We start from the raw sequence: 22,464 nt of genomic DNA, 5'->3' as shown, positions 1-22,464 counted from the left end.
AATGCAGGGGATGCCCATACGAAATCCTATAATCTCATCCGAGATACGCTTTTCATGGGGAATGACAAGCTGTATCATGATGTTGGGAATGTCTTTGTGACAGCGAGTGCCATCATGATTCCCATAGGGCAGACTCAGAGCGCTGTCAAGGGCTTGACCCAGTTTGCGATAGGGGAAGCCGGTGCCTATACAGCGGGTCAGGTTGCCTATCATGGGACCAAGCTCCTAGGTGGAAGCGAAGAAGATGCCCAAACCGCAAACTTTATCGGGAATATCGTAGGAGGTTATGCGGTCTCCTCAGCAGCCAGCAAGTTTAGTCTCAATAATGTGAAAAATAACGTATCTGAACAAAATTTTGCTAACTACAGAGAGTTTTCAACTACAAAGATTGATGACTTCAAGACAAATTTCAAAGATGTCGAGACTAGGATAACCGTTGAGACACGTAATGTAGCAGATGAAATTCAACGTATCCAATTAAAAGCTGTCGGTGTAGATGAAACTGGAAAAATTCGCATTCAAGATTACACGACTGCAAAAGATGGTTTATCCATTAAACGCCAAGATATTCTGGATAATCTATCAAAATATGGCGGTACTATCGTAGGTGAAGGAAAAGGTCGCTTTACAGGTGGCACTAAAATTGAACCAGGGACTCGGATTGATGTGATCTCCAAACCAACAGACAGTTTTACAATTGAGAAAGTATCAAGCTTTGACAAGGTGAAGCAGTATACCAGTGAATTATACAAAACTGACTTAAGTTTAGAAGAAAAGGTTCAAAAACTTCAAAAGTATTTTACTGAGCTTGATGATAAAGTAGATATCAATGTTCCTTCTGATGCACAATATGTTAAATCAATTGAAGATGGTTGGATTTCATATGATTGGCCAGAAAGATTAGGATTTAAAAAAGGAACTGTACATCCTATAACGAGAACTTCTGGTTTACCAGAGCGATGGGACCGGTTTGGACATATGGGAGGAGGTAACTTCTCGGATATTCCTAGCGAAGGACCATATACGTACAGTCAACGTTCAATTCCATATGTTGAAAATCTTAAAGCTTACCATAACGGTAACTTTAAAACCGATAGTTATTTTGATAAAATTGATGCTATCAGTGAAGGTGATATCAAGATTTTTAATAGGATTTTGAGAGAAGAAGGAATTGAAGGGGTGTCACAAGACCAATTTTTAGAGCTGTCGGATAAGTATCGAAAATATATATCCGATACATCTACTTCTTTGAGTATGTCTAGTGATGATATTAAGTATGGTGTTCATGGGAAAGCGGCAGAATGGGGTGATATGTCAGGTGGCGCTGAACAGATTGTAACACCTTTTGGAGGAATTGATATGCTGAATATGGGGATGATGGAGGAATTTAAATGACGAGACAAGAACTAGTAAATTTCGTTAATAAACACAGAGATAAGATAGGGATATTTCATATTGCGTTTGATGAACGATTTGAAGGTCAATTTACCTTGGGATACTATTACGATGAGAAATCTAGTCAATATAAAGTATATGAGGTTAATGAGCGCCAAGATATCTGGATAAGAGACGAATTTAAAAATGAAAGTGATGCAATAAATCGACTTTATCGTTTGATAAAAACAAAATTTTGGATAAAAGAAACTCCAATTCAGTTAGATGTTTCAGAAATTGATGCAATCGGAGCGAGTGATACAGACTTGGAACTTTTATTAATAGATGGCAATCTTTGGCTTCCAGATACCGAAGAAGAGCATCTCTTGAAACTTCAAGAAAAACTCAATAACTACATCTACTTCCTCGAAAGTAAGCAATATGTAGAGCGATATGGCGATAGCTTTGATAAAAAAGTCATCCATATCACATTCCAATATTCTCCATCTGATAATGGACTAGCCTTTCTTGCAGCAGTTCAGAAGGTATTACAACCGACGGATATGAGCTTGAAGGTAGAATTACCGGAGTAATAAAGGGAGCGAAAGATGCTCTCTTTTTGTGGTATAATTGGACTAGGTTACGAAGGATTTTGTTAAATAGGTAAAAATAGCGAACTATTTATGCCGACAATTGACATGCAGAACATTCATACGACGATTTTTTATACTCTATTAAGAAACAGGGAGATTGTGAGATAAAAGATCTATGTGTATGAACTGGACTGTACCCCGAAAGTTAGGCATAAAGGATATAACACTTGGGGAATTTCATAATTTAGTTTAATAAAGATGAGGTAACTTAGCAATTTGAGAAAAAATTTAGGCCTTGAGTACAGTAAATGAGAATACTTTCACTCTTGTCTATGGTAGAATGATGGTAGCTCATAAAACTTTTTTTGGTAACTAGTTCGTTCAATTCTATTTTACTAGAAAATTTTATGAGTTTTTATTGTGCAATTAGATTGTATAATCAAGATAGAAAAAGTCATTAGAGCAAAAAATGGAAAGAAATGATAGATTATGGTATAATAAAAAGATACAATAAAGGAGTATTTATGGACATTTCAGAAATTCGTCAGAAAATTGACGCAAATCGTGAAAAATTAGCTTCTTTCAGGAGGTCTCTTTGACCTCGAAGGTTTAGAGGAAGAGATTGCCATCTTGGAAAACAAGATGACAGAACCTGATTTTTGGAACGATAATATCGCGGCCCAAAAAACGTCGCAAGAATTAAATGAATTAAAAAACACTTACAACACCTTCCACAAAATGGAAGAGTTGCAGGATGAAGTTGAAATTTTATTGGATTTTTTAGCTGAAGACGAGTCAGTGCGTGAAGAATTGGTTGAACAGTTGTCAGAACTGGATAAGATGATGACCAGCTATGAGATGACCTTGCTCTTGTCAGAACCTTATGACCATAATAATGCCATCTTGGAAATCCATCCAGGATCTGGTGGTACAGAGGCACAAGACTGGGGTGATATGTTGCTTCGTATGTACACTCGCTATGGCAATGCCAAAGGCTTTAAAGTAGAAGTTTTGGATTACCAAGCTGGAGATGAAGCTGGTATTAAGTCGGTAACTTTATCATTTGAAGGCCCTAATGCCTATGGCCTTCTCAAGTCAGAAATGGGTGTGCACCGCTTGGTGCGAATCTCACCATTTGACTCTGCCAAACGTCGCCATACCTCTTTCACGTCTGTAGAAGTCATGCCAGAGTTGGATGATACCATTGAAGTGGAAATCCGTGAAGATGATATCAAGATGGATACCTTCCGTTCAGGCGGTGCTGGTGGACAGAATGTCAACAAAGTCTCAACAGGTGTGCGTTTGACACACATTCCTACAGGAACTGTCGTCCAATCAACGGTTGATCGGACCCAGTATGGAAATAGAGATCGTGCCATGAAGATGTTGCAGGCTAAGCTCTATCAAATGGAGCAAGAAAAGAAAGCTGCGGAAGTTGATTCCCTCAAAGGTGAGAAAAAGGAAATCACATGGGGAAGTCAAATCCGTTCTTATGTTTTCACGCCTTATACTATGGTAAAAGATCATCGAACTAGCTTTGAAGTTGCGCAGGTAGATAAGGTTATGGATGGGGACCTAGATGGTTTTATCGATGCCTACCTCAAGTGGCGAATCAGCTAAGATAGAAAGGAACTTACATGTCAATCATTGAAATGAGAGATGTCGTCAAAAAATACGACAACGGAACGACTGCTTTGCGAGGTGTCTCAGTCACTGTTGAACCCGGGGAATTTGCCTATATCGTAGGTCCGTCAGGAGCTGGGAAATCAACATTTATTAGAGCATTGTACCGCGAAGTAAAAATCGAAAAAGGAAGCTTAACTGTTGCTGGTTTTAATCTGGTTAAAATTAAAAAGAAAGATGTCCCTCTCCTACGTCGTAGTGTTGGGGTTGTCTTCCAAGATTATAAACTGTTACCAAAGAAAACCGTTTATGAAAATATTGCTTATGCAATGGAAGTTATTGGTGAGAGCCGCCGTAATATCAAAAAACGTGTTATGGAAGTTTTAGACTTGGTTGGATTGAAGCATAAGGTTCGTTCTTTCCCAAATGAACTTTCAGGGGGAGAACAGCAACGGATTGCAATTGCACGTGCTATTGTAAACAATCCAAAAGTATTGATTGCGGACGAACCAACAGGAAACTTGGACCCAGATAATTCATGGGAAATTATGAACTTGCTGGAACGCATCAATCTCCAAGGTACAACTGTCTTGATGGCTACCCACAACAGTCAGATTGTAAATACCTTGCGCCACCGTGTCATTGCCATTGAAAATGGCCGTGTCGTTCGTGACGAAGCTAAAGGAGAATATGGATACGATGATTAGTAGATTTTTTCGTCATTTATTTGAATCATTAAAAAGTTTGAAACGAAATGGCTGGATGACAGTAGCTGCTGTCAGTTCAGTTATGATTACTTTGACCTTGGTTGCAATATTTGCATCTGTTATCTTTAATACGGCTAAACTAGCTACAGATATTGAAAATAATGTTCGAGTAATGGTATACATTCGTAAGGACGTAGCTGATAATAGTGAGACGATTGAAAAAGAAGGTCAAACTGTTACAAATAACGACTACCATAAGGTATATGATGCTTTGAAAGGTATGTCAACCGTTAAAAGTGTTACGTTTTCAAGTAAAGAAGAACAATATGAAAAGTTGACAGAAACAATGGGGGACAACTGGAAAATCTTTGAAGGCGATGCCAATCCTCTCTATGATGCATATATCGTTGATACCAATACACCAAGTGATGTAAAGACAGTAGCAGAAGAGGCTAAAAAAATCGAAGGTGTATCAGAAGTTCAAGATGGTGGTGCTAATACAGAACGCTTGTTTAAGTTAGCCTCATTTATTCGTGTTTGGGGACTAGTTATCGCTGGATTATTGATTTTCATTGCGGTGTTCTTGATTTCTAATACTATACGTATCACCATCATTTCACGAAGCCGTGAAATTCAAATCATGCGTTTAGTAGGTGCTAAGAATGGCTATATCCGCGGGCCTTTCTTGCTTGAAGGTGCCTTCATTGGTTTGCTTGGAGCAACACTTCCATCAGTTTTGGTATTTATTGTCTATAAAATGGTTTACCAATCGGTTAATAAGTCATTGGTTGGTCAGAACCTTTCGATGATATCACCAGAAATATTCAGTCCACTGATGATTGCTCTATTATTTGTGATTGGAATTTTTATCGGTTCAATCGGATCAGGAATTTCAATGCGCCGATTCCTGAAAATCTAAAAATAGAAGTATATTTGAGGAGGTTTTAATATCTCCTTTTTTCTACAAAAATTTTAGAAAAAAGTCTACTTTTTTTTATAAAAGCCTTTACAAAAAAATTAAAGTGGTATAATTAATACATAGTTAAGTGCAAACGTTTTCGTAAAACGTTTGCCTAAATAAAAATAAAGGAGATTTGAATGATGAAAGATACATTCAAAAATGTCTTGTCTTTCGAGTTTTGGCAAAAATTCGGTAAGGCTTTGATGGTGGTTATCGCGGTTATGCCGGCTGCTGGTTTGATGATTTCAATCGGTAAGTCTATCGTAATGATTAACCCAACTTTTGCACCACTTGTAGTTACTGGTGGAATTCTTGAGCAAATTGGTTGGGGGGTTATCGGTAACCTTCACATTTTGTTTGCCCTAGCAATTGGAGGAAGCTGGGCTAAAGAACGTGCTGGTGGTGCTTTCGCCGCTGGTCTTGCCTTCATCTTGATTAACCGTATCACTGGTACAATCTTTGGTGTATCAGGAGATATGTTGAAAAATCCAGATGCTATGGTCACAACTCTCTTTGGTGGTTCAATCAAAGTGGCTGATTACTTCATCAGTGTTCTTGAAGCTCCAGCATTGAACATGGGTGTGTTTGTAGGGATTATCTCAGGTTTTGTAGGGGCAACTGCTTACAATAAATACTACAACTTCCGTAAACTTCCTGATGCACTTTCATTCTTCAACGGGAAACGTTTTGTACCATTTGTAGTCATTCTTCGTTCAGCAATCGCTGCAATTCTACTTGCTGCCTTCTGGCCAGTAGTTCAAACAGGTATCAATAGCTTTGGTATCTGGATTGCCAACTCACAAGAAACTGCTCCAATCCTTGCACCATTCTTGTATGGTACTTTGGAACGTTTGCTCTTGCCATTTGGTCTTCACCATATGTTGACTATCCCAATGAACTACACAGCTCTTGGTGGTACTTATGACATTTTAACTGGTGCAGCTAAAGGTACTCAAGTATTTGGTCAAGACCCACTATGGCTTGCATGGGTAACAGACCTTGTTAACCTCAAAGGTACTGATGCAAGTCACTACCAACAATTGTTAGATACTGTTCACCCAGCTCGTTTCAAAGTTGGACAAATGATCGGTTCATTCGGTATCTTGATGGGTGTGATCGTGGCTATCTACCGTAATGTTGATGCTGATAAGAAACATCAATATAAAGGTATGATGATTGCGACAGCTCTTGCAACATTCTTGACAGGGGTTACTGAACCAATCGAATACATGTTCATGTTTGTAGCAACACCTATGTATCTTGTTTACTCACTTGTTCAAGGTGCGGCCTTCGCTATGGCTGACGTCGTGAACCTACGTATGCACTCATTCGGTTCAATCGAGTTCTTGACTCGTACACCTATTGCGATTAGCGCTGGTATCGGTATGGATATTGTTAACTTTATCTGGGTAACTGTTCTCTTTGCCGTAATCATGTACTTTATCGCAAACTTCATGATTCAAAAATTCAACTACGCAACTCCAGGACGTAACGGAAATTACGAAACTGCTGAAGGTTCAGAAGAAGCTAGCAGCGAAGTGAAAGTTGCAGCAGGTTCTCAAGCTGTAAACATTATCAACCTTCTTGGTGGACGTGCAAACATCGTTGATGTTGATGCATGTATGACTCGTCTTCGTGTAACTGTAAAAGATGCTGACAAAGTCGGTGATACAGAACAATGGAAAGCAGAAGGAGCTATGGGTCTTGTCATGAAAGGACAAGGAGTTCAAGCTATCTACGGTCCAAAAGCAGACGTATTGAAATCTGATATCCAAGATATCCTTGATTCAGGTGAAATCATTCCTGAAACTCTTCCAAGTCAAATGACAGAAGCGCAACAAAACACTGTTCAATTCAAAGGTCTTACTGAGGAAGTTTACTCAGTAGCAGACGGTCAAGTTGTTGCCTTGGAACAAGTGAAAGATCCAGTATTTGCTCAAAAAATGATGGGTGACGGATTTGCTGTAGAACCTGCAAATGGAAACATTGTATCTCCAGTTTCAGGTACTGTATCAAGCATCTTCCCTACAAAACATGCTCTTGGTCTTGTGACTGAAGCGGGTCTTGAAGTACTTGTTCATATTGGTTTGGACACAGTAAGTCTTGAAGGAAAACCATTTACTGTTCATGTAGCTGAAGGGCAAAAAGTTGCAGCAGGTGATCTTCTTGTCACAGCTGACTTGGATGCTATCCGTGCAGCAGGTCGTGAAACTTCAACAGTGGTTGTCTTCACAAATGCTGAAGCTATTAAATCAGTTAAATTAGAACAAACAGGTTCTCTTGCAGCTAAAACAGCAGTTGCTAAAGTAGAATTGTAATACACTTGAGGTTGGAAGCTGTTTTCCAACCTCTTGTTTTAGGAGAAAAGCATGAAATTTTTAACACTCAATACTCATAGCTGGATGGAAAAAGAAGCCGAGGAAAAATTCCAGCTTTTGCTTGAAGATATTCTTGATAAAGATTATGATTTGATTTGTTTCCAAGAAATCAATCAGGAAATCACCTCGCCTAAGGTAGAAGTTAATGATCTCTATCAAGCTTTGCCAGCAGCTGAGCCGATTCATCAAGATCATTATGTTAGACTTTTGGTTGAAAAGTTGTCAGAGCAAGGGAAAGATTACTACTGGACTTGGGCCTATAACCATATTGGTTATGACCGCTACCATGAAGGTGTGGCTATCTTGTCTAAAACACCTATTGAAGCAAGAGAAGTTTTGGTTTCAGATGTGGATGATCCAACAGACTATCATACTCGCCGTGTCGCTCTAGCTGAAACTGTAGTTGATGGTAAGGAGCTTGCAGTTGCCAGTGTCCACCTTTCTTGGTGGGATAAAGGTTTCCAAGAAGAATGGGCACGATTTGAGGCTGTCTTGAAAGAATTGAACAAGCCACTTTTGCTTGCTGGAGATTTCAACAACCCAGCTGGTCAGGAAGGTTACCAAGCTATTTTAGCTAGTCCATTAGGCTTACAAGACGCATTTGAAGTTGCTCAAGAGAAAAGTGGTAGTTATACTGTTCCACCAGAAATTGATGGCTGGAAGGGGAACACAGAACCCCTTCGAATCGACTATGTTTTTACTACCAAAGAGTTAGAGGTGGAAAAATTACATGTCGTATTTGATGGTAACAAGAGTCCACAAGTTAGTGATCATTATGGCTTGAATGCTATTTTAAACTGGAAATAATGACTGAAAAGAGGTTGGAATCATGAAATTCCAGCCTTTTTCTGACTAGAGATGCTACTGGAAATAGCCTAAATAAGTGAGACTACTGAAATGGAATAAAATGTGGTATAATTGATAGGATAGATAGAATCGAGGGTATTATGTCATTTACGAAATTTCAATTTAAAAACTATATTAGAGAAGCCTTGGAGGAGTTGAAATTTACAACTCCAACAGAGGTACAAGATAAGTTGATTCCCATTGTCCTGGCAGGCCGAGATTTGGTTGGAGAATCAAAAACAGGTTCAGGTAAGACTCATACTTTCTTGTTACCAATTTTCCAGCAATTAGATGAAGCTAGTGATAGTGTACAGGCAGTGATTACGGCACCGAGCCGTGAGTTGGCTACTCAGATTTACCAAGCAGCTCGTCAGATTGCAGCCCACTCAGAAGTGGAAGTTCGTGTGGTTAATTATGTGGGGGGGACAGATAAGGCTCGCCAGATTGAGAAATTGGCAAGTAACCAGCCTCATATTGTTATCGGAACGCCTGGACGTATCTATGACTTGGTTAAATCCGGTGATTTAGCTATTCATAAAGCCAAGACCTTTGTGATCGATGAGGCAGACATGACCTTGGATATGGGATTCTTAGAAACTGTTGATAAGATTGCTGGAAGCCTTCCAAAAGATCTGCAATTCATGGTCTTCTCAGCGACTATTCCACAAAAACTGCAACCATTCTTGAAAAAATACTTATCAAATCCTGTTATGGAGAAAATCAAGACCAAAACGGTTATTTCTGATACTATTGATAATTGGTTGATTTCGACCAAGGGCCGAGATAAGAATGCTCAAATTTACGAGTTGACTCAGTTGATGCAACCGTATTTGGCAATGATTTTTGTTAACACTAAAACGCGTGCTGATGAATTGCATTCATATCTGACTGCTCAAGGCTTGAAGGTGGCAAAAATCCATGGGGATATTGCCCCTCGTGAGCGCAAACGTATCATGAACCAGGTGAAAAATTTGGATTTTGAGTATATTGTCGCAACGGATTTGGCCGCGCGTGGAATTGATATTGAAGGTGTCAGCCATGTTATCAATGATGCCATTCCGCAAGATTTATCTTTCTTTGTGCACCGAGTTGGTCGTACTGGACGAAATGGCCTACCAGGTACTGCTATTACCCTTTATCAGCCAAGTGATGACTCAGATATCCGTGAGTTGGAGAAATTGGGAATCAAGTTTACTCCTAAGATGGTCAAAGACGGGGAATTTCAAGATACTTATGACCGTGATCGTCGTGCCAACCGTGAGAAAAAACAAGATAAACTTGATATCGAAATGATTGGTTTGGTTAAAAAGAAAAAGAAAAAAGTCAAACCAGGTTATAAGAAAAAAATTAAATGGGCGGTTGATGAAAAACGCCGCAAGACCAAGCGCGCTGAAAATCGTGCTCGCGGTCGTGCAGAGCGTAAAGCAAAACGCCAAACATTTTAATAGAAAAAGTTGGAGTACTGAGCTCCAATTTTTTTTATTTATGAGAACGAACTATCTAAACAGAAACACTACATTAAAGACTGCAAATTGCGCTAAAAAATGGTATAATGATAGAGTTATATAGTCCCGATAAGATGGTAGGCATTTATCGCGAAGAGTTTTCCTATCAGTACTTTGTAATTCGCAAAGCATGACGGCTCTAAAGTAGCTCGTCATTCTACGGTTGCCGCTATAATGCGGTCAGCCTATGCGCCTTACTAGCTTTAGAAATAAAAAAATATCGTTTTTATTTCTTTTGCGTCGTAACTCGCAAAGCATGACGGCTCCAAGATCGCTCGTCATTCTACGGTTGCCGCTATAATGCGGTCAACCTATGCGTCTTACTAGCTTCAGAAATAAAAAGTATCGTTTTTATTTCTTACGCGTTGTAACTCTTAGAAAATGAAAATACCTATCAGTACTTTGTAACTCTATAACACTATTTTTAAGGGGGGACATTTTTATGTCAGAACGTAAATTATTCACGTCTGAATCTGTATCTGAGGGGCATCCAGATAAGATTGCAGACCAAATTTCAGATGCGATTTTGGATGCTATTTTAGCTAAAGATCCAGAGGCGCACGTTGCTGCTGAGACAGCTGTATATACTGGTTCAGTCCATGTTTTTGGTGAAATATCTACAAATGCCTATGTGGATATTAACCGTGTGGTTCGTGATACTATTGCAGAGATTGGCTACACCAATACAGAATATGGTTTTTCTGCTGAGACTGTAGGAGTACATCCATCTTTGGTGGAACAATCTCCTGACATTGCCCAAGGTGTCAACGAAGCCTTGGAGGTTCGTGGGAATGCAGACCAAGATCCGCTTGATTTGATTGGTGCTGGAGACCAAGGGCTCATGTTTGGATTTGCAGTGGATGAAACAGAAGAGCTCATGCCATTGCCAATTTCACTCAGTCATAAATTGGTTCGTCGTTTGGCAGAACTTCGTAAGTCTGGGGAAATCAGCTATCTTCGCCCAGATGCTAAATCACAAGTTACAGTTGAGTATGATGAAAATGACCGTCCAGTACGTGTGGACACAGTCGTGATTTCAACTCAGCACGATCCAGAAGTCAGCAACGAACAAATTCATAATGATGTGATTAACAAGGTCATTAAAGAAGTTATTCCGGCTTCTTACTTGGATGAGCAAACCAAATTCTTCATCAATCCAACTGGTCGCTTTGTAATCGGTGGACCTCAAGGGGACTCAGGTTTGACTGGTCGTAAGATTATCGTGGATACCTATGGTGGCTACTCTCGTCATGGTGGTGGTGCTTTCTCTGGTAAAGATGCGACTAAGGTGGACCGTTCAGCCTCTTATGCGGCTCGTTATATTGCCAAGAATATCGTTGCAGCAGGCCTTGCTAAGAAAGCAGAAGTGCAATTGGCTTATGCTATCGGTGTTGCTCAGCCTGTTTCTGTTCGTATCGATACCTTCGGTACAGGAACAGTAGCCGAAAGCAAACTTGAAAAAGCTGCTCGTCAAATCTTTGACCTTCGTCCTGCAGGAATTATCCAAATGCTGGACCTTAAGCGTCCAATTTACCGTCAAACAGCGGCTTATGGACACATTGGACGTACAGATATTGACCTTCCATGGGAACGTTTGGACAAGGTAGATGCTTTGAAAGAAGCAGTCAAATAGATAAGAAAACCAACGTTTTGAACGTTGGTTTTTATAAATATAAGTTATCCTTATTTAAATAGGATTTGTAAATTGCTGGCCTGTTATAATTTATTCATTGTTTTTAAAAATGCCCAGTTACCAATTGATTTTGACCCGTATTTTAAGTCCATATGGTCCAGTAATACATAATCGTTTTTCTCGTAGAATGAGGAATTTCTAGCTGTACTGGTTATGAGTCCCAAGTGTTTACAGCCTTTTGATTTCACATAAGGTTCAATCCCTTGTGTCAGAAAAGTACTGCCTATTCCCTGCCCCTTACTTGCTGTATTAACAGCTAAAGCCATCAAATACCAATCAAACTCCCCTGATTGTTCTAAATGCTTTTTGGAACGTTTTACAAAGTCAAAGTATTTAAGGAGATTTTGTGGTCGAATGTAGCGAAAAATGTTTGTCCCACCATTTCGTAGATAGGATAGTATACAGAAATCCTTTTGTTGCAAAAGGGCAACTGCAAGTAATTCTCCATCTTGTTCCGCAACCAAACAGTTTCCTTTTTTAATATAGACTCTAGTAAGCAGAATTTGCAATGTTTCTACAAAAGCAGGATAGGAGTCAGGTTTCTTCAAATCATCCCTTATAATCGTTAAAAAGGGATAGTCAAGAAAAGAATTAGCTAATAGTTTTCCAATTTTTTCGTATTCTTCAAGTCTTGACTCTCGATATATCATGTCTCCCATGCTTGTCTCCTTAATTATCTATAAAATTGTGTATGATAGGATTTCAAGATAAAAAATTGGAGATGATTTAAAAAGCTAAATAAACCCAATTTTGTTCCATAAGGTTTAAAGCACTTTCTAATCTCTCCAAGATTTTATTTGGTTGGAATCGAAATTCCAATTAATTTTTCTGAATAGAGGGTTTTGATATTGGCCTCATCAATAGAGTCCTTATCAATTTTACGTTTCAAGAAAAACTCTTGAATAGCTTCGATTTCAGGTTCGCGAATAGCACGGTGTTTGTTTGAGATGAGGATTTCATAGTGAAGCGGAGCTTGAGTAAAAATAACATCTGTATTCCCTGCAGAATAAACCTCAACAAGGGTTGCATCTGTACTTTCTAGCTGGCTTTTAACAAGTTGCGAGTGTGAGTTTGTCGTATTGATAAGCTTCATAACATTTCCTCCGATTTTCTAATTCTATTATAGCACTTTTTGAATAAAGTAGCTGGATTTAGTCAATCTTCTGCTGTTTTTTCCAAGATTCAATAGCCCATTTATGGCTACCACGTTTGAGATTTTCAATAGCTTCGTCAATAGGGAACCAGGCGATATGATTAAAGTCTTCTAGTGGTTTTTGTACTTCTTTGAAAGAAGTCGCTTCATAGAGGTAGGCAGGATTGTAGTAGTAGGTATCACGGTGACGAGAGTAGAAATATTCATCAGCTTGTCCGTAATAGGTACCAATTTCAGCTGTAAATCCAAGTTCTTCAATCAACTCACGTTTTAGGGCTTCCTGATGGTTTTCACCCGCTTCAATTTCGCCACCTGGTAAGAACCAAGCCCCATTAGGTGCTTGAACAAGAACAATTTGTTTTTGTTCAGCGTCTGGAATTACTGCATATACACCGTAACGAGCAACATAGTCTGTATTCGCTTTTTTTTCTCCGAAAGTTGGATTTGCCATTGCATTTTCCTCATTATCTATTATCTTTATTATTATCTTAATGGACAAAGGCTGAGCTGTCAAGAATTTATAGTTATTTTAGTAAAAAGGAGCAGAAAATTTTCATTTTCTACTCATTTTTTATAGGATTTATACTTCTTTTTCAGAAGTTTTAACTTCAGCTTTTTTGGCAGACTTAATTTGTATCTTGCCCTTGCTGGTCATAACTGCCTTGAGGTCTTTTTCGCTCGGATTTTCAAGGTAGTAGTCAGTGATTGCGTCCTCAATATAGTCTTGAATAGTACGGCGGAGCGGGCGAGCTCCCATTTTTGGATCATAGCCGAGGTCAACCAATTTTTCCTTGACCTTGTCCGTTACATCTAAATGAATGTTGTTGCTAGAAAGGCGCTTATTAACATCTGCTAACATGAGCTCGACAATCTGAAGGAGGTTGTCTTTGCTAAGAGCTTTGAACTCGATGATGCCGTCAAAACGGTTCATGAACTCTGGGCTAAAGAAGTTACCGAGTTCACCGAGGACAGAGTTGGTACGTCCTTCTCTAGCAGCACCAAATCCAACGCTGGCTTCTGCCTTACCTGTACCTGCATTTGAAGTCATGATGATGATAGCGTCCTTGAAGCTAACGGTACGTCCTTGCCCATCTGTCAAACGACCATCGTCTAAGACTTGTAGGAACATATGCATAACATCTGGATGAGCTTTCTCTACTTCATCCAAGAGAATAAGAGAGTAGGGATTACGGCGGACTTTTTCAGTTAATTGCCCAGCCTCATCGTAGCCGACATAACCTGGAGGGGCACCGACCAGTTTAGCAACGCTGTGTTTTTCCATGTATTCACTCATATCAAAGCGAATCATGCTGTCAGCAGAACCAAAGAGTTCGATAGCTAGTTGTTTGGAAAGTTCTGTCTTACCGACACCGGTTGGCCCCACGAAGAGGAAGCTTCCGATTGGGCGGTTAGGCGTACCGAGACCGACACGATTTCGGCGAATAGCCTTGGCAATCTTATCGACAGCATCATCTTGTCCAATAACATGAGATTTGAGGTCTTCGGCTAGATGGATGAGTTGAGATTGTTCTTTCTCTTTTAAATCCCCAACAGGGATGTTGGTTTTCTGCTCGATAATGTGCTCAATGGTTTTCTCACTGATGATAGGAGTATCTTGGTCCGTAACCTTTTTCTTTTGCATTTCCTTATATTTAGCAATCTGATCACGGAAGTAGGCAGCCTTTTCAAAATCTTCCTCTCGTGTAGCCTGAGATTTGAGATTTTCAGCCTCAATCAATCGCTGATCAATCACTTTAGGATCTACAAAATTTAAGGTCAAGTTCATCTTAGAACCCGCTTCATCTAAGAGGTCAATGGCCTTGTCAGGCAAGAAGCGATCTTGTATGTAGCGGTTGGAAAGAGTTGCAGCTGCTTCAATTGCAGCATCGGTATACTGAACGTGGTGGTAGTCTTCGTATTTCTTTTGAATGCCTTTGAGGATAGTGATTGTTTCTTCCACTGTTGGTTCATCGACCTTAACCGGTTGCATACGACGCTCTAGGGCCGCATCCTTTTCAATGATACGGTATTCATTAAGGGTAGTAGCACCGACAAGTTGTAGTTCCCCACGAGCAAGGGCTGGCTTGAGGATATTTCCTGCATCCATATTGCCATCGCCTGCAGAACCAGCACCGACAATTTCATGGATTTCATCGATAAAGAGGATGATGTCCTCACGTTTGCGAATTTCTTCCATGAGTTTTTGCATGCGTTCTTCAAATTGTCCACGGATACCTGTTCCTTGAACTAGGCTAACTACATCTAGACGGATGACTTGTTTACCTTGGAGTTTATGTGGAACATCGCCATCAACAATTTTCTGAGCTAGACCTTCGACAACGGCAGTTTTTCCGACACCAGGTTCACCGATAAGAACAGGATTATTCTTGGTTCTACGATTGAGAATCTCAATGACACGGATAATCTCATCATCGCGTCCAATAACGGGATCAATATCGCCACGACGGGCAATCTCGGTTACATTAATACCAAATTCTTCTAACAGGCCTTTTTCTTGACTTGGAGGCGGAGTTTGAGCAGATCCACGATTTTGGGAGCCATAACCGCCGTTTCCACCGTAACCTCCACCTGATTGGGTTGGGGGAGTAGGTGGAGTGTTGCTAGAAGGTCTGAAATTGTTTAGGTCATTGAAGAAATCTCCGAAAGGATCAAAGTCACGATTGTTCAAATCTGTCATACCTTTGAAGAGACTATTATTAGGATCTGTTTTGATAATCTTATAGCAGTTTTGACAGAGGTCAATTTGCTTTTGTTTTCCATTGAGATTGGTATAAAGATGAATTGTTGAGTCGTTGATTTTACAGTTTTGACAAAGCATACATCTACCTCATTTCTTTCTTTAGCCTGACCTGTTTAAAGGTCAAAAATAGTCAAATTTCTATACTCTCATTATAACAGGATTGGACCGTAAAGCAAGTAAAAAGATTGCAGCTTTGAGAAGTTGTTACAATGAAAATCTTTGTTAATTTGGACTATAAAAAAATCCTATTTGTGAGACAAAAAGGATTTTGGTTAGACATGCAGGGGAAATCCCAGCTTGTTTTAGATTAGTAGAGGAGTTCGTAAATCTCCATTGCAATCAAGTCAATGCTATCAAAAGTATAAGTTTCGCGAGCTTCTACATCACGAAGGGTAAAGATTGATCCGTTTTCTTCATCATGGCTGTATGCAACTTCTGCAACAACAACTCCTTCGCGTTCAAAATTACGTTTTAAATTTCCGCCGTCTTTTGCCATTGCTTCAAGGCGGTTGATGATTCTAACCAAATGTGATTCCATTTTGATTCTCCTTCATTTCTTATCGTTACTATTTTACCATAAAGGAGGCCAACTTGCCTAGAAAAAACTAAGATTTCTCGCTAATTCTACCAGCTTAAAGTTTTTTTGAATAAATCGGATAAAAAATTTGAATTTTAATTCAATACATGTTATAATCATACAGTATTCTATTTTAGAAAGCAGTGTAACTATGAATTTTTCTTTTTTACCTAAGTATTTACCTTATTTTAACTATGGGGCTGTTGTGACGGTTCTCATTTCTATCTGTGTTGTCTTTTTGGGAACTATTTTGGGTGTTGTCTTAGCTTTTGGGCAACGTTCAAAGTTTAAACCGCTTGTTTGGCTCGCCAACTTGTACGTTTGGATTTTCCGTGGGACACCGATGATGGTTCAGATTATGATTGCCTTTGCCCTTATGCACATCAATGCTCCGACTATTCAGGTTGGGATTTTAGGTGTTGACCTTTCTCGTCTGATTCCAGGAATTTTGATTATCTCTATGAACAGTGGTGCGTATGTTTCTGAGACTGTTCGTGCTGGGATTAATGCAGTTCCTAAGGGTCAGTTAGAGGCGGCCTATTCTTTAGGGATTCGTCCTAAAAATGCGATGCGCTATGTGATTTTGCCACAAGCAATCAAAAATATTTTGCCAGCATTGGGAAACGAATTTATCACTATTATCAAGGATAGTTCTCTCTTATCAGCTATTGGGGTTATGGAGTTGTGGAACGGAGCTACAACAGTTTCTACAACAACCTATCTACCTTTAACACCACTTTTATTTGCAGCCTTTTATTACTTGATTATGACCTCTATTCTGACAGTAGCCTTGAAAGCTTTTGAAAAACGTATGGGACAAGGAGATAAGAAATAATGACAGAAACCTTGATAAAAATCGAAAATTTACATAAATCCTTTGGAAAGAATGAAGTATTGAAGGGCATCAACCTCGAGATTAAACGTGGAGAAGTTGTGGTTATCATTGGTCCTTCAGGGAGCGGGAAATCTACCTTGCTTCGTTCTATGAATTTGTTGGAAGAAGCGACCAAGGGGAAGGTTATCTTTGAGGGAGTCGATATTACGGACAAGAAGAATGACCTGTTTGCTATGCGTGAGAAGATGGGCATGGTTTTTCAACAATTTAATCTCTTTCCTAATATGACTGTGATGGAAAATATCACCTTGTCTCCTATCAAGACCAAAGGTGAAAGTAAGGAAGTTGCAGAGAAGAGAGCTCAGGAACTTTTGGAAAAAGTTGGTTTACCAGATAAGGCAGCTGCTTATCCACAGAGTTTGTCAGGTGGGCAGCAACAGCGTATTGCTATTGCGCGAGGTTTAGCTATGGAACCTGATGTTTTGCTCTTTGACGAGCCAACTTCAGCCCTGGACCCTGAAATGGTAGGTGAGGTGTTGGCTGTTATGCAAGACTTAGCCAAGTCAGGAATGACCATGGTTATCGTAACACATGAAATGGGATTTGCTCGTGAGGTGGCAGACCGTGTCATCTTTATGGCAGACGGTGTAGTTGTTGAAGATGGAACACCTGAACAGATTTTTGAACAAACCCAAGAACAACGGACTAGGGACTTCTTGAGTAAGGTTTTATAATTTATTTTAAAATTTCAAGACAAGATTAGTGAAAAGCTAGTCTCAATACCACTCAAGTGGAACTTACTTTGAGAAGTTCCCCACCCCCTTATTAATAACATCCATAAATTGGATATTAGGATTTTTAATATAAAGTAGTTTTGTGTTAAAATATAATTGTTCCATATGATTCTCTCTAATGATGGTTTGGTCGCTTTTCATTATGGGTCATATGGAACTTTTTTCTACAAGAAAATAGGTTTCATAGTATTTATAATAGATTTACCCACTACAAATAATATAGAGCATTTTTTATGTGCAAAACTCAGGGAAATCATCGCTTTTTTCATAAAAAAATGCTATAATGAAGGGTATGAAATATCACGATTATATCTGGGATTTAGGTGGAACTTTACTGGATAATTACGAAACTTCAACAGCTGCATTTGTTGAAACATTGGCATTGTATGGCATCACACAAGACCATGACAGTGTCTATCAGGCTTTAAAGGTTTCTACTGATTTTGCGATTGAGACATTCGCTCCCAACTTAGAGAATTTTTTAGAAAAATACAAGGAAAATGAAGCCAGAGAGCTTGAACATCCGATTTTGTTTGATGGAGTTTCTGATTTATTGAAAGATATCTCAAATCAAGGTGGCCGTCATTTTTTGGTATCTCATCGTAATGATCAGGTCTTGGAAATTTTAGAAAAAACCTCTATAGCAGCTTATTTTACAGAAGTGGTGACTTCTAACTCAGGCTTTAAGAGAAAACCAGATCCTGAGTCCATGATTTATTTAAGAGAAAAGTATCAAATTAGTTCAGGGCTTGTCATTGGTGATCGACCGATTGATATCGAAGCCGGGCAAGCTGCAGGACTAGCTACCCACTTGTTTACCAGTATCGTGAATTTAAGACAAGTATTAGACATGTAAGAAAAAGGAAAAAGATGACAGAAGAAATCAAAAATCTGCAGGCACAAGATTATGATGCCAGTCAAATTCAAGTTTTAGAGGGCTTAGAGGCTGTTCGTATGCGTCCAGGGATGTATATCGGGTCAACCTCAAAAGAAGGTCTTCACCATCTAGTCTGGGAAATTGTTGATAACTCAATTGATGAGGCCTTGGCAGGATTTGCTAGCCATATTCAAGTCTTTATTGAGCCAGATGATTCGATTACAGTTGTTGATGATGGACGTGGGATCCCCGTCGATATTCAGGAAAAAACAGGTCGACCTGCCGTTGAGACTGTCTTTACTGTTCTTCACGCTGGAGGAAAGTTTGGCGGTGGCGGATATAAGGTCTCAGGTGGTCTTCACGGAGTGGGGTCCTCAGTAGTTAATGCCCTTTCAACTCAATTAGACGTTCATGTCCACAAAAATGGTAAAATTCATTACCAAGAATACCGTCGTGGTCATGTTGTTGCAGACCTTGAGGTGGTTGGAGATACGGATAAAACGGGAACAACAGTTCACTTCACACCGGACCCAGAAATCTTTACGGAAACAACAACCTTTGATTTTGATAAATTAAATAAACGGATTCAAGAGTTGGCCTTTCTAAATCGCGGTCTTCAAATCTCCATTACAGATAAGCGTGAAGGTTTGGAGCAAACCAAGCATTATCATTATGAAGGTGGGATTGCTAGTTACGTTGAATATATCAACGAGAACAAGGATGTTATCTTTGATACACCAATCTACACAGATGGTGAGATGGATGATATCACAGTCGAAGTAGCCATGCAGTACACAACGGGTTACCATGAAAATGTCATGAGTTTCGCCAATAATATTCATACCCATGAAGGTGGAACGCATGAACAAGGTTTCCGTACAGCCTTGACTCGTGTTATCAACGATTATGCTCGTAAAAATAAGTTACTGAAAGATAATGAAGATAATCTAACAGGGGAAGATGTCCGCGAAGGATTAACTGCAGTTATCTCAGTTAAACACCCAAATCCACAGTTTGAAGGACAGACCAAGACCAAATTGGGAAATAGCGAAGTGGTCAAGATTACCAATCGTCTCTTCAGCGATGCCTTTTCTGATTTCCTCATGGAAAATCCACAGATTGCCAAGAGAATTGTGGAAAAAGGAATTTTGGCCGCCAAAGCTCGTGTTGCTGCCAAGCGTGCGCGTGAAGTCACTCGTAAAAAATCTGGTTTGGAAATTTCCAACCTTCCAGGAAAACTAGCAGACTGTTCTTCTAACAATCCTGCGGAAACAGAACTCTTCATCGTCGAAGGAGACTCAGCTGGTGGATCAGCAAAATCTGGTCGTAACCGTGAATTTCAGGCAATCCTTCCGATTCGAGGTAAGATTTTGAACGTTGAAAAGGCAAGTATGGATAAGATTCTAGCTAACGAAGAAATTCGTAGTCTTTTCACAGCCATGGGAACAGGATTTGGTGCGGAATTTGATGTTTCAAAAGCCCGTTACCAAAAACTTGTTTTGATGACCGATGCCGATGTCGATGGAGCCCACATTCGTACCCTTCTTTTAACCTTGATTTATCGTTATATGAAACCAATTCTAGAAGCTGGTTATGTTTATATCGCCCAACCTCCAATCTATGGTGTCAAGGTTGGAAGTGAGATTAAAGAATATATCCAGCCAGGAGCAGACCAAGAAATCAAACTCCAAGAAGCCTTAGCCCGTTATAGTGAAGGTCGTACTAAACCGACCATTCAGCGTTATAAGGGGCTAGGTGAAATGGACGATCATCAGTTATGGGAAACAACCATGGATCCTGAGCATCGTTTGATGGCTAGAGTTTCTGTGGATGATGCGGCTGAAGCAGATAAAATCTTTGATATGTTGATGGGGGATCGAGTAGAGCCTCGTCGTGAATTTATCGAAGAAAATGCCGTCTATAGTACACTTGATGTCTAAAAAATCGGGAGAAGTAGTTCCCTTGGTCTAAAAAATATGATATAATCATTACGATTGTTTCAAGTTAAAAAGGAGTTTAATATGTCTGGTAGTCTAGTAGTATATCTTATAATTGCAATTGCAATTATATTGCTGATTTCATATGCTATAGCAATTTATGTACGGAAACGCAATGAAAGTAAATTAGCAATTTTAGAAGAGAAAAAAGAAGAGCTGTACAATCTTCCAGTTAATGATGAAGTTGAAGCTGTTAAAAATATGCACTTGATTGGACAAAGTCAAGTGACTTTCCGTGAATGGAACCAAAAATGGGTTGACCTATCTCTTAACTCTTTTGCCGATATCGAAAATAATCTTTTTGAGGCAGAAGGCTATAACAATTCATTCCGTTTTTTCAAGGCTAGTCATCAAATTGACCAAATCGAGAGCCAAATTACCTTGATTGAAGAAGATATTGCGGCAATTCGCAATGCCTTGGCAGATTTGGAGAAACAAGAGTCTAAAAATAGTGGACGTGTTCTTCATACTTTGGACTTGTTTGAAGAGTTGCAACACCGAGTTGCTGATCATTCTGAAGAATATGGCCAAGGTTTGTCTGAAATCGAAAAACAATTGGAAAATATCCAATCAGAGTTTTCTCAATTTGTTACTTTGAATACCTCAGGTGACCCAGTAGAAGCTGCTGTGATTTTGGATAATGCTGAGAATCATATCTTGGCTTTGAGTCATATTGTTGACCGCCTGCCAGCAATTGTAAAAACATTATCTAAAGAGTTACCTGATCAATTGGAAGATTTGGAGGATGGTTACCGTAAGCTTTTAGACGCTAACTATCATTTTGCTGAGACGGATATTGAATCTCGCTTCCAATTGCTTTATGAAGCTTTGAAGAAAAACCACGAAAATATTGCACAATTAGAGTTGGATAATGCTGAGTATGAAAATACTCAAGTTCAAGAAGAAATCAATGCACTCTATGATATCTTTACACGAGAAATTGCTGCTCAAAAAGTAGTAGAAGGATTAGTTGCAACACTTCCTACATATTTGAAACACATGAAAGATAGTAATGCTGTTTTAGTGGAAGATATTCAACGATTAAGTAATAACTACCTGCTTTCTGAAACAGATGTTAGTCACGTACACAGATTACAAGCTGAGTTAGAATCTCTGGAAGAATCTGTATTGGAATTAACTTCTGAACAAGAGGAACATTCTGAGCCATATTCATTACTTGAAGAACGTTTGGAAAACTTACAAGCAACTTTGAAAGAAATTGAGGATGAACAAGTTGCGGTTAGTCAACGTCTTGCTCAGATTGAAAAAGATGATATCAATGCTCGCCAGAAGGCAAATGTTTATGTCAATCGTCTTCATACTATTAAGAGATATATGGAAAAACGAAATCTTCCAGGTATCCCTCAGAATTTCTTACAGTTGTTCTTTACAGCAAGTAACCATACAGAAGAGTTGATGGCTGAGCTAGAAGAAGCTCAGGTCAATATCGAAGCTGTGAACCGTATGCTTGAAATTACAACAAATGATATGGAAGCACTTGAAGAAGAAACATATAATATTGTTCAATATGCAACGTTGACAGAACAATTGCTACAGTATTCGAACCGTTATCGCTCATTTGATGAACGAATTCAAGAAGCTTTTAATGAATCATTAGAAATTTTTGAAAAAGAATTTGATTATCATGCTTCATTTGATAAGATTTCGCAAGCTTTGGAAGTTGCAGAACCAGGTGTAACCAACCGTTTTGTCACTTCATACGAAAAAACACGTGAGACGATTCGTTTCTAACATAATAAAAGGCTCTATAATATTTGTAGTGGGTAAAT

Annotated in this window: 18 protein-coding genes and 2 pseudogenes; 14 read left to right on the top strand and 6 right to left on the bottom strand. The window is 39.2% G+C overall.

Going from position 1 to position 22,464, the window contains the following annotated elements:
• Positions 1-1,395: pseudogene (locus tag SK578_RS11275) on the top strand (hypothetical protein); the annotation flags it as partial.
• Positions 1,392-1,967 (top strand): DUF6572 domain-containing protein, encoded by a 576-nt coding sequence (locus SK578_RS08090; protein WP_042751474.1) that lies wholly within the window; start codon positions 1,392-1,394, stop codon positions 1,965-1,967. The pseudogene SK578_RS11275 and the gene SK578_RS08090, both read left to right, overlap by 4 nt.
• A gap of 258 nt (positions 1,968-2,225) precedes the next feature.
• Here the strand turns inward: SK578_RS08090 and SK578_RS11485 are convergent.
• A pseudogene (locus tag SK578_RS11485) lies at positions 2,226-2,322 on the bottom strand (helix-turn-helix domain-containing protein); the annotation flags it as partial.
• A 169-nt stretch (positions 2,323-2,491) separates the two neighbouring features.
• Here SK578_RS11485 and prfB point away from each other — a divergent pair.
• From prfB to metK, 7 genes are all read left to right on the top strand, one after another.
• A protein-coding gene (gene prfB, locus SK578_RS08085; protein WP_125446974.1) for a peptide chain release factor 2 occupies positions 2,492-3,587 on the top strand; the annotation gives its coding sequence in 2 pieces (ribosomal slippage) (positions 2,492-2,563 and positions 2,565-3,587; 1,095 coding nt in all).
• Between the two features lie 17 nt (positions 3,588-3,604).
• Positions 3,605-4,297, top strand: a complete 693-nt coding sequence (gene ftsE / locus SK578_RS08080) for a cell division ATP-binding protein FtsE (protein WP_004263501.1) — start codon at positions 3,605-3,607, stop codon at positions 4,295-4,297.
• The gene (ftsX, locus tag SK578_RS08075) at positions 4,290-5,216 is read left to right on the top strand and encodes a permease-like cell division protein FtsX (protein ID WP_042751472.1); all 927 of its coding nucleotides are present in this window, start codon (positions 4,290-4,292) and stop codon (positions 5,214-5,216) included. The genes ftsE and ftsX overlap by 8 nt, the downstream gene beginning before the upstream one ends.
• A gap of 179 nt (positions 5,217-5,395) precedes the next feature.
• Entirely contained in the window at positions 5,396-7,576 is a 2,181-nt protein-coding gene (locus SK578_RS08070) for a PTS transporter subunit IIBC (RefSeq protein ID WP_080709997.1), read from the top strand.
• A gap of 51 nt (positions 7,577-7,627) precedes the next feature.
• The gene (locus tag SK578_RS08065) at positions 7,628-8,443 is read left to right on the top strand and encodes an endonuclease/exonuclease/phosphatase family protein (protein WP_042751471.1); all 816 of its coding nucleotides are present in this window, start codon (positions 7,628-7,630) and stop codon (positions 8,441-8,443) included.
• A gap of 140 nt (positions 8,444-8,583) precedes the next feature.
• Complete coding sequence (locus tag SK578_RS08060) at positions 8,584-9,927, top strand: DEAD/DEAH box helicase (protein WP_042751470.1); 1,344 nt, start codon at positions 8,584-8,586, stop codon at positions 9,925-9,927.
• A gap of 502 nt (positions 9,928-10,429) precedes the next feature.
• On the top strand, positions 10,430-11,620 hold the full coding sequence (gene metK, locus SK578_RS08055; RefSeq protein WP_042751469.1) for a methionine adenosyltransferase: 1,191 nt from the start codon (positions 10,430-10,432) through the stop codon (positions 11,618-11,620).
• Between the two features lie 83 nt (positions 11,621-11,703).
• Here the strand turns inward: metK and SK578_RS08050 are convergent, their stop codons facing one another.
• The 5 genes from SK578_RS08050 to SK578_RS08030 form a co-directional block, all read right to left on the bottom strand.
• On the bottom strand, positions 11,704-12,339 hold the full coding sequence (locus SK578_RS08050) for a GNAT family N-acetyltransferase (protein WP_042751468.1): 636 nt from the start codon (positions 12,337-12,339) through the stop codon (positions 11,704-11,706).
• Between the two features lie 134 nt (positions 12,340-12,473).
• On the bottom strand, positions 12,474-12,773 hold the full coding sequence (locus SK578_RS08045) for a DUF1827 family protein (protein WP_000767189.1): 300 nt from the start codon (positions 12,771-12,773) through the stop codon (positions 12,474-12,476).
• Positions 12,774-12,831: 58 nt separating this feature from the next.
• Positions 12,832-13,284 carry an NUDIX hydrolase gene (locus SK578_RS08040; RefSeq protein WP_042751467.1) on the bottom strand — a complete coding sequence of 151 codons (453 nt, stop codon included), beginning with the start codon at positions 13,282-13,284 and terminating at the stop codon, positions 12,832-12,834.
• 129 nt (positions 13,285-13,413) lie between these two features.
• The gene (locus tag SK578_RS08035) at positions 13,414-15,672 is read right to left on the bottom strand and encodes an ATP-dependent Clp protease ATP-binding subunit (protein WP_042751466.1); all 2,259 of its coding nucleotides are present in this window, start codon (positions 15,670-15,672) and stop codon (positions 13,414-13,416) included.
• A gap of 229 nt (positions 15,673-15,901) precedes the next feature.
• Complete coding sequence (locus SK578_RS08030) at positions 15,902-16,132, bottom strand: DUF1797 family protein (RefSeq protein WP_000443570.1); 231 nt, start codon at positions 16,130-16,132, stop codon at positions 15,902-15,904.
• 190 nt (positions 16,133-16,322) lie between these two features.
• Between SK578_RS08030 and SK578_RS08025 the strand changes: the two genes are divergently transcribed.
• The 5 genes from SK578_RS08025 (at position 16,323) to ezrA (ending at position 22,426) form a co-directional block, all read left to right on the top strand.
• Entirely contained in the window at positions 16,323-17,006 is a 684-nt protein-coding gene (locus tag SK578_RS08025; protein ID WP_001011642.1) for an amino acid ABC transporter permease, read from the top strand.
• Positions 17,006-17,740 (top strand): amino acid ABC transporter ATP-binding protein, encoded by a 735-nt coding sequence (locus SK578_RS08020; protein WP_042751465.1) that lies wholly within the window; start codon positions 17,006-17,008, stop codon positions 17,738-17,740. The genes SK578_RS08025 and SK578_RS08020 overlap by 1 nt, the downstream gene beginning before the upstream one ends.
• A gap of 352 nt (positions 17,741-18,092) precedes the next feature.
• Complete coding sequence (locus tag SK578_RS08015) at positions 18,093-18,656, top strand: HAD family hydrolase (protein WP_004239328.1); 564 nt, start codon at positions 18,093-18,095, stop codon at positions 18,654-18,656.
• A 14-nt stretch (positions 18,657-18,670) separates the two neighbouring features.
• The gene (gene gyrB, locus SK578_RS08010) at positions 18,671-20,617 is read left to right on the top strand and encodes a DNA topoisomerase (ATP-hydrolyzing) subunit B (RefSeq protein WP_000134041.1); all 1,947 of its coding nucleotides are present in this window, start codon (positions 18,671-18,673) and stop codon (positions 20,615-20,617) included.
• A gap of 81 nt (positions 20,618-20,698) precedes the next feature.
• The gene (ezrA, locus tag SK578_RS08005; protein WP_042751464.1) at positions 20,699-22,426 is read left to right on the top strand and encodes a septation ring formation regulator EzrA; all 1,728 of its coding nucleotides are present in this window, start codon (positions 20,699-20,701) and stop codon (positions 22,424-22,426) included.
• The last annotated feature ends 38 nt before the right edge of the window (positions 22,427-22,464 follow it).

Origin of the sequence: Streptococcus mitis (assembly GCF_000722755.1) — a bacterium.
GTDB classification, from domain to species: Bacteria; Bacillota; Bacilli; order Lactobacillales; family Streptococcaceae; genus Streptococcus; species Streptococcus mitis_CM.
The sequence above is the reverse complement of the archived record's forward strand: the minus strand, read 5'-3'. Positions and strand labels throughout refer to the sequence as shown.